The sequence below is a fragment of the Anaerobiospirillum sp. NML120449 genome (genome assembly GCF_023051105.1).
In the GTDB taxonomy this organism is placed as follows: Bacteria; Pseudomonadota; Gammaproteobacteria; order Enterobacterales; family Succinivibrionaceae; genus Anaerobiospirillum.
On the sequence record NZ_JALKIL010000018.1, the window covers coordinates 19307 to 34431 of the forward strand.

Genomic DNA, 15125 nt, shown 5'->3' on the forward strand with positions numbered 1-15125 from the left:
GGAACCAATATCAGTCAAGGAAGCCCTTGAGCCCGGCAGAGCGGCAAGGGTGACGCAGCTTGCGCAGAGCCTTGGCTTCGATCTGACGGATACGCTCACGGGTAACACCAAACTGGCGACCAACTTCCTCGAGGGTGTGGTCAGAGGTCATGCCGATGCCAAAGCGCATACGCAGAACCTGAGCTTCCCTTGGAGGCATGTCGTCCAGAACGGTATTAATGGCGTTCTTGAGGGACTCGGCAGTAGCAGCATCAGCTGGTACGGCAATAGAGCTGTCCTCAATGAAGTCGCCAAGATGTGAATCATCATCATCGCCTACAGGAGTTTCAAGAGAGATAGGCTCCTTGGCAATCTTCATAACCTTGCGGATCTTCTCCTCAGGCAGGCCCATCTTGGAGGCCAGCTCTTCAGGGGTAGGCTCACGGCCCTTCTCCTGGAGCATCTGACGGGAGATACGATTGAGCTTGTTAATAGTCTCAATCATGTGCACAGGGATACGGATGGTACGTGCCTGGTCAGCAATGGAGCGGGTAATGGCCTGACGAATCCACCAGGTGGCATAAGTGGAGAACTTGTAACCACGGCGGTACTCGAACTTGTCCACGGCCTTCATAAGACCGATGTTGCCTTCCTGAATGAGATCCAGGAACTGCAGACCACGGTTGGTGTACTTCTTGGCAATGGAAATTACCAGACGGAGGTTGGCCTCAACCATCTCCTTCTTGGCCTTCTTGGCCATGGCATCGCCCATCATGATACGACGGGACAGTTCACGCAGACGGAAAATGGAAATACCGGCTTCCACCTCGATCTGCTGCAGAGCCTCAACGCAGCGCTCCACCTGAGGACGGTATTCCTTCAGGCGGGTAGCGTAGGCACGGCGTGGACGGGTAGCACGCTCGAACCAATCCATGGAGGCTTCGTTCTTGCTCTCGGAGTAGAAATTGCGCAGATCATCGATCTTCATGCCGCAACGGTTTACGGCAATCTCACGAATACGACGATCCTGGGTCTTAACGCGCTCCATCATGTCACGCATGCTGTTGAGGAGAACCTCAAGCTGCTGTGGAACCAGACGGAAAGTGGAGAACAGCTCGGTAAGACGCTTTAATTCTTCTTCATACTTGCGGCGGGCAACAGCACCGGTCTTGGCACGCTGAGCCTCTACCTTGTCAAACTGCACGCGCAGTTCGGCAAAGCGCTGCTTTACCATCTCAGGATCAGGACCGGAATCGTTGCTGGAGGTGCTGGACTCCTCGGACTCATCCTCTTCTTCATCCTCGATCTCGACCTCGACCTGGGTCTTGGCCTTGCGGCCACGACGCTTGGCTGGAGTAGCCTTGGCATTCTTGGCAGGTGCAGCAGCCTCTTCTTCGAGATCCTCAAGGTCATCGACATCTGAGCCTACGGAGTCGATGTTGTCCAGATTCTCAAGATCCTCTTCCTGGCCGGATTCATTTTCTGCACTGTCATCAGAGCTGTCTGGAAGTTCAGCATTTTCCTCTTCTTCAATGTAAGGATCGCTGAAGCCAACAACGATGTCAGCAAGACGGATTTCATTTTCAGGATCGCAGGCCTGCTCAAAAGTTCTGAACAGTTCGCGCATGGCAAGAGGGAACTCAACAATGCACTTCTGTACATCGTTGGTACCACGCTCAATACGCTTGGAGATCTCGATTTCGTCCTTACGGGTCAGCAGTGAGACATTACCCATCTCACGCATGTACATACGTACAGGATCGGTAGTACGACCGATCTCCACCGAGCTGTCCAGCTGGGAGGCAACTGTTTCTACGTCTTCAGACTCAACTGACTGAGAGTTCTCGTTTAATAAGATCTCATCAGGATCTGGCGGGGTCTCACAGACGTTAATACCCATGTCAATGAAGGTCTGTATTAAGACCGACAGCTGATCACCTGAAACGAGATCAGGAGAAATTCTGTCATTGATTTCTTCAATAGTAAGGTAGCCGTGCTCCTTACCCTGGGCAATCAACTGCTTGAACTCGGTACTTGCGGAATTGTTTTCCATTAATGGATCCCAAATTAATACTATGGCTTAGAAAAGGCTCAATCTACTATTATAAAAAGATCGGAGTCGTATTTCAAGCTCAAAAAGGACATGCACCTGTCCATCAAACCCCGTTCCAAGGCCATTTTAAGCCCTCGTCATCAACAGCAAATCAGGTATACATACGACCTGCAGGTAAACACCCTGCCCCTTTGTGGCAACCCTGTCCGGCTGTCGCTCAGCCTCGCTGACGCTGGCCCTGGCACTGCCCTGGCTGTCGCCCGGCCTCGCTGGCGCTGGCTTATATGCAGAGCGGCCGGGCAGGCATGACGCCAGGGCAGATATGGGGGACTGCCGCACGGCCATCAGGCTGCGGGCGCAAGTGTTCTGCTCCTGTCAGCTCTGAGCTGTCAGATGCCTGCATGTGAAACGGAGATTGTGAAAGGCTCACTGCCAGCTGCAGCAAGCAGAAATGAGACAGATTGTTCAGCCTGCTCTTTTTCACCACTGTCTTAAGGACCTTGCATCCTTTCCGGTGAATACCCTGTTTTCAGGCTCTGATAACATCTGCCTGCCTATGAGGTACGGCTATGACCGGCAACGAAGGTCAGCAGACAGCAAAGCTGCATTATGCTGCCTGAGGCGTGGCGGCGCAGCTGCCTGTACGCATTCAGAAGGCTTACAGCTGGTTCCGCGAAACAGCAGAGCTGCCCTGTCCTGTCATGCACTGCCCTGCAGTTGTTATGCGGATACGCTGCAGATGTGCTGCAGACGCTCTGCACTTACAGGCAGTTTGGCTTTTGATTGCGCAAAGGACAGGTATGGCCGGTGACGGCCAGGCAGTATGCCGGAATAAGGAGGACGGCAGATACGGTCCCGGCGTGCAACCTTCCCTGTCTTACGGGAGTTGAGCGGTCCGTCCTGCTCTGATACTGCCAGGCCCGCGGCGGCATGGCAGACTCAATCCTTTGAAAACATTACTGCACTTCGGGTCTGACCTGCTCCGGGCAACAACTGACCGGTCAGTCAATCCCCACTTTCCGTATCAGCTGTTTTGCCTTGGCCCGGAAATAATTCAGGCTGAAGTCTGCAGTAGAACTTCAGCCTGATTTTCCCCTTTGCATGCTGCTGTTGCTGTTATGCAGTATGGCCTGAGGAGGTGAATTCAGTAAGCTCAGCCTGCCCTGGCAGTTGCTGAGGCTTTAATCTTGCCTGTGCCTTAAGCTCAACAGCAGCTTTACGCCGCTTCAATGCATGTCAGCCGCGAGCCTGAACCATTCATGCAGGCTGGGCTGTTTTTAGGCTGCTCTTAATCTGTGAGCATGCATCGCAAGAGCCGACAAGGCATTTCTCATGCTGTGCAGCGGTATTACCCTTGCTGTACATGGCGTTTGCTCATGCTGTCCATGGTCTTTGTCCATGCCATGCAGAGCCTTTGCCCATGCTATGCATAGCCCATATTGTCTATGGACTTGCTTAAGGCACGGAATGGGCAGATGAGGGTACGAGGCACCTTGATAAGGGCACCAACGCAGAGAATCTGTTTGCCTATCTTGAGTTCGCGGTTTACGAACATCAGACGGTAGGCACCGTCGACGGCTTCATCGTCACCATCAAGGGCAATGAAGTCACATACCTTCTTGTCCTTGGTGTACAGAGAAACTACCTGACCACGATTGATATGCTCGATATTTCCCATGTACGGAATGAAAGCGTGTTCAATCACGCGACGTGGCGCTGCCACGAAACGGTTGCAGGCTACGGCATTGAGAGCCAGCTCCATATTGATGGAGACATCCTGTTCGGACTCATTGTCGTAGACACCGATTTCATTCAATCCGGACATGAAGTCGTTGAGCAGCTGAGCATCGAGCACACAGAAAGGTGCGCCGTTCTCAGGGAAGACAGCAAGCTTCTGTACCTTGAAGTTGGTACGGAAAAAGTATCTGTTGCCATCATCAGAGGTGATGATCAGGCCAAGGTAGTTTCCGTCATCGATACTTTTGTACGACCAGGTCCATGACTCGCCAGGAGTTATCCGCATACCCGTAGTTCCTTAGACAGACGTAACTATAAGTTACTCAGTCCACTCAGCGCTTTAATCAGTGCCACACATGATCACAGTGCGACGGAGTCTCCGTTTTGCGAAGACTCATGACGCAATTATACAACCATGAAAGCATGGATAACCATAGACAGCACGCCACAACAGGAATATCCTGCCATGGAATGCCCATTGCATTATTACCCGTACAATCCGGCACAGGCTCTGAGAGCACACACAAAACAGCCATGCAAAAACATGGTCTTGCCTGGTAATACTCAGCAGACGCCTTAAACGCTGCAGCACGATTCGCCTTGACGATATCGCGCAATAATACTCCAACCACCATTAACCGCACAGCACCATATCCTGTCAGGTTTACACCTGCAGGCCGGTCTTGCGGCACTCGTCATATCAGCCTGACCGGTTATCAGATACTTGCACGCGTCCCTGATAATTATGGTCCATGTCAAACTGACTGGAGGGCAGTTGCGACTGAAATAACAGTCCTTACACACTGTCGCCTGAGCTCACTGTCCATGCCACGTCTGAGAGTACTTCAGCAAACGCCGTTGTCGCACTCATGACCGGATAATGAGCTGTATTTGATATCCCCGAAAATTCCGCATTCATCAGTCTCACAGCACTCTACAGAGGTAAGAGAGCAGGGCGGGCCATCATAACAGGAGATATCCAGTTTCAATTCTTGATTAAGCTTCGTAATACCTTACTGACCCTGATGATGGCAGGTGGGCCATAAAGCAAACGTTGCCTTATTTAGACTAACACAACCAGGCAAAAAATGTGTGTATATATTTTATTTTCCAACGCAAAATTAGCGCGGTGCCATATTTCAGCATGAAATTGATGGTTTTACGACCATTATTTTTCTACATAACCCCTCAGGGAAAATTCCATATATCTGCCATTACTGCCTTATTCATACTTGACTGTGCCCTGATTAAGGGCGATTTTGTAACTCGTCTTATCTGCTCTTTTCCGAACACATCCATCCATTCATTTAGATAAATCCAAACAAGCTGAAACTGAATACATTCAACAACGTCGTGCGTGTGCACCCATGCCGTATTAATCAGTGTCAGTGTCTGATAAATGCCGGATCCTGGTCACTGTTTATCCCTGCACACCGGCCACAAGGCCATTACAGCCCCCATAATCATGATTATGCCCTGCCATTGTTAAATTTCAGGGACAATCCCGACAAGTCAATCAACTAAATGCATACTTTCCTGGGAATAGCTGGGAATCGCCGGGAAACAAGAATAAAAATAATTCCCTTTTATTCCAGGCTCACATCACAACTGACCCCAGCCCCGCCAGAAGAAAACCCTGGCCGCAAAATCCCAATTCAGCTCATAATTCCCGAGCTCCGCCTCTCCTCCACAGCCAATATCCAGAAGCCAATAAAGTTCAGCTGACAGCTGCCCGCCCCGGGCATGTTCGTCCCCATCAGAGCTGTAGTCATAGCAGAGCCAAAGGCTCAGCATTCGCAGCCTCTTCCATGCTCCATACCTGACAAAAATCCAGCAACCCACATCCACACCCAGCCACATCCAGCTACATCCAGCCACATCCAGCCACATCCAGCTACAACCATCCAGGTGTCAACGACCTGCCATTTGCTTCCCTACGTACGTGCTGCGCACAGTGTGCTGAGAAGTGCCGAAATTTATAACAGCTCCCTGCTTAAAGCAACTCTCTGATTAAAGAACCACTATTACCGGCTGAGCATTTTCTGTATTCCGCTATGAGTGCAAGATTCATTGCGTTATTCATTACAGGTGCAAGTCATTTTCCCGGCATTTGCATACAGGGATTTCAGAGCTCCCTGCTCAACAGGCTGAGAGCTCCTTGTCTAATGTGCCTGCCTGATATGACGTCGAGAATGGCAGTGCCCTCATATGGGCTAAATACGGGCTGTACCCAGGTATGACATAAATACGGGATGTGCAAAGGTATTTGCCAGATCGTGGATGCTGAACTGCTTCCAGAGTATTAAGTATCTGAGGGACCTTTGAGGCAGGACATTTCCGGGCGAAATTTTTGCCGGGACAAAATCAACAGTAATGAGGCGCAGTGCTGGATTGAGATTGCAGTCAAAGTAGAGTTTTCAGGGAGCTAATGAAGGATATCAGGTGCTGAGGACTGACTCGGCATCCGGACGTAAATGAGCGTCCATATTTAGCTCTGCCTGAGGAGTGGCTATTCATCTGGTTTTCACAGGCCCAAAACAAAAACAGACAGCCTGCCGTACTGCCAGGTGCTGCCTGTTTCCTGGAAATTAAATCTGATTTTCTGGCACTCAAATGCCGGAGCTGCAAGCATGACAGCTTGACGCATAGCACTGAGGCTACAGGCTGCAGCGCTTATGGTCAGATAAGCCGGATCGGCGCTGGGCGCGAGATGCGGCAAATCGTATGAGCCCAGGCCGGATATGGCGTGGCCTTGACGGGCATGGCCCGGTTGCCGGGCATGATTGCATGGGCCGGTTGCCGGGCATGATTGCCTTGCATGGTTGCATGGGCTGGTTGCCGGGCTTAGACGTTGGAGACTATGTCCTGAATGAGGGATGGGCCCTGGTATACAAAGCCAGAGTAAACCTGCAGCAGTGAGGCGCCAGCCTGGAGCTTTTCGCGGGCTGCAATAACGCCGCTGATGCCGCCTACACCAATAATCGGGATCTGACCTTTAAGGTGACCGGCTACCTTTCTGAGTACCACAGTAGACTTGTGACGCAGAGGCTCACCTGACAAGCCGCCCCACTCACTTGCGTGTGGCAGACCATGAATCTCCTCGCGAGAGGTGGTGGTGTTAGTGCAGGTCATGCCGTCAACCTTGAGCTTGAGGCAGGCATCGCATACGGCCTCGAGCTGTACATCATCAAGATCAGGGGCAATTTTGACCACCAGAGGAACATAGCGCCCACTTGAAGAGGCCAGCTTGCCCTGCTCGTTTTTCAGGGTGGTCAGCAGCTCCACCAGCGGGCCGGCCTCCTGCAGAGCGGTTAGATCGCGGGTATTTGGGCAGGAAATGTTTACGGCAATGTAATCGCAGTGGTTATAAACCTTGTTCATACAGTGCAGATAGTCATCAGCAGCCTTTTCAATAGGGGTAACTTCGTTCTTGCCAATAGAAACGCCCACAATGCCCTTGTATTTGCGTTTTAGCAGGTTCTGAACCAGAAAATCGACGCCCTTGTTGTTAAAGCCCATGCGGTTAATCAGACCATGGGCCTGCTTTACACGGAACATACGGGGACGGGCATTTCCGGCCTGAGATAAAGGAGTTACGGTGCCAAGCTCGAGGTGACCAAAACCAAGGGCTCCCAGAAAGTCTATGGCCTCGCCATTTTTATCAAGACCGGCAGCAAGTCCCAGCGGGTTATCAAACTTCAGACCCATTACCTCTACTGGACGGGAAGGCACCTGCTGACCAAAGAATCTGGTAAAAGGCTCAGATGAAAGCATATGAGCCACTTTCAGGGTCAGATCGTGGGCATTCTCCGGGTCCATGCTGAAGAGCAGAGGACGAATCAGATTTGGGTAGACAGAATAAATTGACATGAATTTCTCCACTGTTGCATGCAGCTCACAGAGCTTGCTGCACATGCCCTGGCAATTCCCGGCAGCATGACTGCGCGGACGCTGCCATCCAGCCCCTGAGCGCCATTATCTTTCCTGTGTAAAACAGGCAGCATGGAAACTGTTGCATCACTTACAGCCTTAAACGGCCACCATAACCATTGATTCTGCATCAGCTGCAGCGTTATCACAGACCAGTGGCCTTGCAAGGCGTGACACCTCAGGCGCTGCCAGCTCTAGGCAGCGGCCGCATACTCTTACAGCTTAAACAAGAGCAGCTGCAAGTGGCCGGGCAATTTAGTTTTTGGAACGCTCAGTTTCGGGGCATGATGCCGCGCAGCACTCATTACTGGATGGCGCCAGCATTCATTGCCCATTACGGCGCAGGCTGTTGACGCTGTTGATGCTGCAGCTGGTACAGCCGGATGTGGTACCGGTTCGGGGACAGCCTGGTGCCGGGGCAGTATGTTATCCAGGATAAGGGCAGTATTCAGATGCGCTCAAGGCGAATGAATTTGTTCTGGGCAGTAACAACCAGACGGAATCTGCCCTGGATGCCTGAGCGAGTGGTAAAGCTGCGCAGGTGATTGGCATCAAGATCAACAACAACCCCCTCAAGGGAGCGTGCTCTGAGCCTGTGAACTGAACCACGGTACAGGCGCATCAGCTCTTCGGGATCGATATTGAGATTGAAATGATAGTAGCGCTCACCACTCATACTGAGTTCCTAAGACAGAATAATGCTTTTACAGATACTGATCGAAAAACTGCAGAGTCCTGAGACTCTGCAGTCATGGGTCCTTAAGGACCATAAATTCAGGCAGTTTTACCTGGCGTGACCTGGCCTCTTTACATATGTTAGAGCCTTAATCCAGGGACAGACCTGGAAGCACCATGCGGCAGCAGATTATTTTGCTGCCGCCATGGCGCCGCTCTCTGCCTCCCCCGCCGCTGCCGTATGGTGCCAGCTGGCGTCAGCTGCAGTGGCAGCTGGGGCAGCTGCAGCCAGCTGCAGTGGCGGCCGGGGTCAGCTGCAGTCAGCTGCAGTGGCGGCCGGGGTCAGCTGCAGTCAGCTGCAGTGGCGGCCGGGGTCAGCTGCAGTCAGCGACTGTTGCTGGCGGCGGCGAGGGACAGGGTCAGTATTTAAGGTAAGAGTTCCCATGGCGCGCTTGCGCCGGGAAGATTACTGCTGCTTGTTGCTCTCAAGGGCGGAGTTAATCTTCTCGTATACGGAACGGGAGAGATCAGGCAGAGCCTTGATCTTGTTGAGATACTCCTCAGCCTTGTTGATGCGGGTAATGTCCAGACGGTGATAGTTAATCATACCGTCCATGATGCGGGCAGCAACGGACGGATTGATACCATCGAGCTTCTTGACCACATCGTGCATCAGCAGATAACCCATGCCATCACGACGGTGCAGAGCTACAGGGTTGTTGTAGCCCATGGTACCGATAAGGGCACGCACGCGGTTTGGATTGGTGATGTCAAAGCGTGGGTGATCCATAAGACGACGTACAGCCTTTACAGTTTCCTCACTGGAAACAGCGGCCTGAACAGAGAAGTACTTGTCAAAGGTAAGAGGATCATCGCTGTAACTCTGTTCAAAGCTGTCCAGCAGCTTGCTCTTGCAAGGCAGCTCCAGATCAACAGCAGCCTTGAGGGCAGCCAGTCGATCGGTCATGTTGTTGGCGTTCTCATAGGCATTGGAGATGAGATCATCGGCCTTAAGACCATCGTCATCGGCAATGTAGCCTACAGCAACCATGAACATGGCTGCATTATGCAGGGCACGCTGAGCAGCGCTCTGAGCATCATACTTGTACTTGGCAGTTGAGCGGGTACGGTGCTCCAGACCCTTGAAGTCAGCTGCCAGAGCAGCGGCAATGGCAGAGCACAGCTTCTCGCGCGTTGCAGCCAGGCTGTCCAGATCGATCTTCTTGAAGGTCTCCATCAGAGTAATAAGGTCAGGCACAGTAATGAGCTTGGCCTTGAGCTGCATGTCGATAGACTCATCGTTAATGACATACTGCATGGCACGTATAATGGCCTCAGGCTCAGGCAGATCGCCATTCATGACCTTGTCAATGTTGGAGTGGATAAAGTCATTGATTAAGGACATGTAGGAGTCAACACGGATGAAAGGATCATCACAGTGCTGCAGCATTCTGATGTAGTCCTCAGTCTCATAGGTGGCCTTGAGCTTTACCGGAGCGGAGAAGTCACGCAGCACGGCTGGCAAAGTGCCCTCAGGCAGGCCTGTAAACTCAAAGCTCTGCTCCTCTTTAGTAAACATAAGCACGCCATTTTCTGGCAGCTCTGGAGGAACAACCTCAGATCCATCCGGAGCAATAAAGGAAGTGCGTACCGGAATAACAAATGGCTCCTTGGTATTTTGATTTGGAGTTGGAGGGGTGCTCTGCTTGAAGGTAAGTACCAGCTTGCATTTGCCAGTGCAGGATGCGCCCTGCGCTCCGCCCTGACCGGCATCGCTTTCAGTGGCAGCTTCTGCGGCGGCCTCAACTGCGGCGCCTGCTGCGGCATCCTGGGCTGCACTGGTGCCGGACTGGCCCTCAGGTGACTGAGCTGCGGCGCTGTCCTTACCTTCGGCATTGGCCTCGTCAGACTGCCAGTCCCAGGTGGCATAGAGCTCAGGGGTACCGGCCTGGGAGTACCAGCGACGGAACTGGCTCAGATCGGTCATGGAGGCTGTTTCCATGGTGAGGATAAAGTCCTCAATGGTGGCAGCCTGACCGTCATAGCGAGACAGATAATCAGCAATACCCTTCTGGAACTTTTCTTCGCCCAGAATGGTATGAATCATACGGATAACTTCAGCACCCTTGTCGTAGATAGTGACGGTGTAGAAGTTGTTCATCTCCATTACCTGCTCTGGACGTACCGGATGGGCCATTGGGCCTGCATCCTCGGCAAACTGACGGGAGCGGATAACGTTGATGGCATCAAGACGGGTCAGCACACGGCTGTTAACATCGCTTGAGAATTCCTGGTCACGGAATACGGTGAGACTTTCCTTTAAGGACAGCTGGAACCAGTCACGCAGGGTAACACGGTCACCGGTCCAGTTATGGAAGTACTCATGACCGATAACGCCCTGAACTGTGTAGTAATTGGTATCGGTAGCAGTCTGAGGATCAACGAGCACGCAGCTGGAGTTGAAGATATTCAGGCCCTTGTTTTCCATGGCGCCGAAGTTGAAGAAGTCCACAGCTACTACCTTGAAGTTATCAAGGTCATACTCAAGATTGAAGCGGGACTCATCCCATGCCATGGAATCCTTGATGGACTGCATGGCCCACAGGGCACGGTCATAGGCTCCACGGTCAACATACAGACCGAGCTTAACCTCACGGCCGGAGCGGGTTACAAAGGTGTCCTCGATAATATCGAAAGTACCGGCAACCAGAGCAAAGAGGTAGGATGGCTTAGGGAAAGGATCTTCCCAAGTGGTGTAGTACTTTCCGTTCTTAACACCTGAGTCTACCAGGTTACCGTTACTTAACAGTACGCCGCAGCCGTAATCAGGACCAATAATGGTTACACGGTACCTGGCAAGAACATCAGGACGGTCAAGGAAGTAGGTGATGCGGCGGAAGCCCTCAGGCTCACACTGGGTGCAAAAGCAGCCTGAAGACTTGTACAGGCCCATTAAGGAGGTGTTCTGAGCAGGATTAATCACACACTCGGTAGTGAGTTCGAAATCATCAGGGACCTCAAAAACCACCAGCTCGTTCTCATTGACGTTGTACTTGCATGGCTGACCATTTAACAGTACGTCATTGAGCTTGAGGTCCTCACCGTCAAGGCGCAGCGGTGCCTTGCTGTCAGAGGTCTGACGGACATAGTGGGCAGTAGAACGTACCACTGTATAATCATCGCCCAGCTGGAAAGTCAGGTCGATGTCAGTAGCTGTAAACTCAGGCTTTTTGTAATCAAGTCTTTTTTTGGCCTTGAAATTACTGTTTGCCATCCTATTCTCCTCTGATCAAAACAAACGGTCCGCATACTATAGAACGGCCTTTCCCTATAAGTCAAACCGCACCTTCCATGCAGGTCAAACCTCCCTTTCCGTGCAGGTTAAACTGCACTTTCCCTGTTGCCAGACCCTGCCTGAAAGCCACAAAATCCATGCCCACGACCACTGCTCTGCCCACCAGGCGCACCCAGGGCCAGAGCGCAGTATCCCACGCCACTGCAAGGCAGCTCACAGCCCGCCTCAGCTCCTGCTCAAAGCAGTCAAGTCAGGTAAATATCTGTCCGGCCCCCTGCCCTTTTTGAATGCCCTGTCCCCTGTCATAGTCCGCCTTGGGGCATCTGCCTCAGAATCGATTCACCACACTCTTTGCACACCGTCCAGCCCTGCAGCTGCTGGCAGCCAGGTATGGCGCACAGCCCCTGGCTGCTCTGCCACCGGTGCCCAGGGCCATGTATGTCGCACAGCCCCTGGCTGCTCTGCTACCGGTGCCCAGGGCCATGGCCTTAGGCATTGAGGGCCGGGGCCGTGCCTGGCATGGCCGGGCATGGCCTTGCCTGTGGTCAGGATCGGCCTTGCTTATGTGATTGTGCCGGGCTGAAAATGAAAAAAGCAGAGTCCTTTGTGAACTCTGCTCTTTGCTGTTAATGCTGTGGAGCCAGGCGGATATGGCCGCTGGCGGCGTTGTCCTTGCTGGCCACCGCCTCATCGCGAGGCCATACGCTTGGGTACAGACTGTCGTTTAAGTGTACTGAGGTGGACTTGCGGGCACTGTCTTCAAGCAGGGCCTTGAACTCGCTGTCAGACACTCTTAAAAAAGTGTCGTCCTCATTGGCTGTACGCCATGGACCAAGCAGGGCGCCATCCTCGTCCATGTTGTTAATCTCGCCAGTGGCGGTAATACGGCTGTACGGCTGGCCATCAAGAGTGTGGTGAATAACCTCATCCTCAGCAGCACTTGCCATTGCCGGGGCTTCTGCCTTTTCCCTGCTGTCAGTAACTGCAGCTGAAAGAATTGCCTTGTCTGCAGCATCAGCGGCTGCTGGAGCTGCCTTGTCGTGAGCTGCTGAAGCTGCGCCGGCAGCACCGCCGCCGGTACGGTTCATGGCAGCCTGAGCATCGGCTGCGCCGGCAGCTGTTGACATGTCAGGGGCAGCTGAAGCCTTGCCGCTGTCATTGAGGCTGTCCATGCGGGAGATGGAGGTAATCTTGTTTTCAATTACGCGCTGAGCTTCAGGACGGGCTGGCATGGCAGCAGCACCTGGAGGTGACTGGGTACCCTTGCCCTCAGAGAGCTCATCACGCTCTACCTGGTAGCGGTTGAATACAGGAACAGGCTGGGCATCATAGACCTTGAGCTTCTGGGCATCGGCAAAGTCAGAGGCAATGGCAAGAGCCTCGTTGAGGATATTATCCTCAAACTCAAAGTCATCAGGCAGATCCTTGACCTTCTTGACCGGGGCCTTGCCCATCAGAGCCAGACGCTCATTGGTGCTCTTAAGAGCATGCTCGTCGTCTTCCTTCTTCATTTTCTTACGCTTATCAAGGTTTACAGAAATGACTTTCTTCTCCTTGAGAGCATAGTAACGATCGAGGTCGGCCTGGATAATCTTGAAAGCACGGCTCTTGCTGATACGCTCCTGGCTTCTGCGGGCCAGCTCAGGGACGTAGGCGGCAATGTTCAGATAGCCGTCAAAAGCTACAGGATTGATCTTGTCCCATGGCAGAGCATTGACCTCAGAGCTCTCACCAAATTCCTTGTTGTCAATAATGGCTGGCAGGAAGATATCAGGTGAAACACCCTCAAGCTGGGTAGAGCCGCCATTGATACGGTAGAACTTGGCAATGGTGTAGTGGATTGAGCCCAGTTCGGCATCATTGAAGTCATAGACACGGGCCAGAGGCTTGGACTGCTGTACAGTACCCTTGCCAAAGGAGGTGTCGCCTACTACCAGAGCACGGCCGTAGTCACGCAGAGCAGCAGCCATAATCTCGGAACTGGATGCGGACAGACGGTTAATCAGCACTACCAGAGGACCGTCGTAAGCTACGGACGGATCGGTATCAAACTGTGGAATCACGTTGCCACGGGCGTCACGAACCAGAACGATTGGACCCTGCTTGATAAACAGACCGGAGGACAGTGTAGCCTCAGGCAGCAGACCGCCACCGTTGTTACGCAGGTCGACAATCAGAGCATCAACCTTGCCCTCTTTCTTGACGCGGGCAATTTCACGGGCAATATCCTGATGAAGATTGGTGTAGAAGCTCTTGATCTTGAGCACGGCAATCTTCTTGCCGTCAACTTCCTTCATCTCAATCTTGGCTTCAGAATCCTGCAGACGTACCTTGTCGCGGATAATATCCACGCTGAAAGTAGTCATCTGGGAACCCTCGCCACGCTCGATGTCCAGGGTAACCCTGGTGCCCTTAGGGCCCTTAATCTTCTTTACTACCTCATTAAGACGCCAGCCAATGATGTCTTCATAGGAACCGTCAGCCTGACGTACGCCTACGATCTTGTCCTTGGCCTTGAGCTTCTTGCACATTTCGGCAGGAGAGCCTGGCAGAATGGAGTTGATAACTGTGTACTCATCCTCGGAGGTCAGTACGGCGCCTATACCCTCGAGGGAAAGATTGAGGTTATCGTTGAAATTCTCGCTGTCCTCAGGGCTTAGATAGCTGGTGTGAGGGTCAATGGCTGTAGCAAAGCTGTTTTCAAATACAGAGAAAACGTCCTCAGAACGAATCTGGGAGAGCTTGGCCAGTGCGGCATTGTAACGGCGCATGAGGCGCTTGCTGGCTTCTTCAGGAGTCTTGTCAGAGAGCAGCTGCAGAATATAGTCATTCTTGAGCTCATTGATCCACTGTCTCTGAAGAGCAGTCTCATCAGGCAGGAACTCAGCATCCTTGCGGTTGAACTCAACCTGGTCATCGGTGGTCAGATCAATTTTTTTGTTCTTGATCATGTCCACAAAGAAGGAGTACTTGTTGAAGCGCTTTTTGATGGAGCTGTTGTAGATCTCGTAAGGGTAGCTCAGATCGCACAGCAAAATAGCGCGGACGATACGGTCGCGGTTGGCGTAAATCTCGTCAACTTCAGCACGTGTAAAGATGCTCTTGTTATAGTCCATGTAGTACAGATACTGCTTGATGACCTTGTCAGCAAAAGCATTATCGACATCAATGGCCTTATAGTGAGCGCGAATGAAGCTGTTGGCCGTGCGGGTACAGGCTGTCTGGTGGATACCCTCAGGCTCCAGGACAGGCAGTTCTTCAAAAGTTGGTACCGATAATTTGGCATTAGCAGTCAGCGAACAGGCAAGGGCCGCTACTCCTAATGCAATTCTGGACAATTTAAGCACAGCTCAAGCTACCTCTTTGTGCCAAAAAAACATGTCAGTCATCGGGACCTCATGTCCTTCAGACTGTAAAAACCATAATCCCGCCCTCCTGCACCAAGGCAGGCCTGAG

The 15125-nt window shown here is 52.3% G+C and carries 6 protein-coding genes; all 6 read right to left on the minus strand.

Features of this window, described 5'->3' with window-relative positions:
- Positions 1 to 10 precede the first annotated feature (10 nt).
- The 6 genes from rpoD to MXE41_RS06720 all read right to left on the minus strand — a co-directional run bounded on the left by rpoD (position 11) and on the right by MXE41_RS06720 (position 15016).
- Positions 11 to 2032 (minus strand): RNA polymerase sigma factor RpoD, encoded by a 2022-nt coding sequence (gene rpoD, locus MXE41_RS06695; RefSeq protein WP_247099946.1) that lies wholly within the window; start codon positions 2030 to 2032, stop codon positions 11 to 13.
- 1423 nt (positions 2033 to 3455) lie between these two features.
- Entirely contained in the window at positions 3456 to 4055 is a 600-nt protein-coding gene (locus MXE41_RS06700) for a cell division protein ZapC domain-containing protein (RefSeq protein ID WP_246977194.1), read from the minus strand.
- A gap of 2558 nt (positions 4056 to 6613) precedes the next feature.
- Entirely contained in the window at positions 6614 to 7639 is a 1026-nt protein-coding gene (gene pyrD, locus MXE41_RS06705; RefSeq protein ID WP_247099947.1) for a quinone-dependent dihydroorotate dehydrogenase, read from the minus strand.
- Between the two features lie 508 nt (positions 7640 to 8147).
- Entirely contained in the window at positions 8148 to 8375 is a 228-nt protein-coding gene (locus tag MXE41_RS06710) for a DUF2835 family protein (protein WP_246977192.1), read from the minus strand.
- 465 nt (positions 8376 to 8840) lie between these two features.
- Positions 8841 to 11648, minus strand: a complete 2808-nt coding sequence (gene pepN, locus MXE41_RS06715; protein WP_247099948.1) for an aminopeptidase N — start codon at positions 11646 to 11648, stop codon at positions 8841 to 8843.
- A gap of 647 nt (positions 11649 to 12295) precedes the next feature.
- Positions 12296 to 15016 carry a carboxy terminal-processing peptidase gene (locus tag MXE41_RS06720; RefSeq protein ID WP_247099949.1) on the minus strand — a complete coding sequence of 907 codons (2721 nt, stop codon included), beginning with the start codon at positions 15014 to 15016 and terminating at the stop codon, positions 12296 to 12298.
- Between the last annotated feature and the right edge of the window lie 109 nt (positions 15017 to 15125).

What these genes read in the sequence shown, in the direction of transcription:
- MXE41_RS06710 (WP_246977192.1), bottom strand. Translation starts at nt 8,375, where the DNA reads ATGAGTGGTGAGCGCTACTATCATTTCAATCTCAATATCGATCCCGAA.
- rpoD (WP_247099946.1), bottom strand. Translation starts at nt 2,032, where the DNA reads ATGGAAAACAATTCCGCAAGTACCGAGTTCAAGCAGTTGATTGCCCAG.
- pyrD (WP_247099947.1), bottom strand. Translation starts at nt 7,639, where the DNA reads ATGTCAATTTATTCTGTCTACCCAAATCTGATTCGTCCTCTGCTCTTC.
- MXE41_RS06700 (WP_246977194.1), bottom strand. Translation starts at nt 4,055, where the DNA reads ATGCGGATAACTCCTGGCGAGTCATGGACCTGGTCGTACAAAAGTATC.
- pepN (WP_247099948.1), bottom strand. Translation starts at nt 11,648, where the DNA reads ATGGCAAACAGTAATTTCAAGGCCAAAAAAAGACTTGATTACAAAAAG.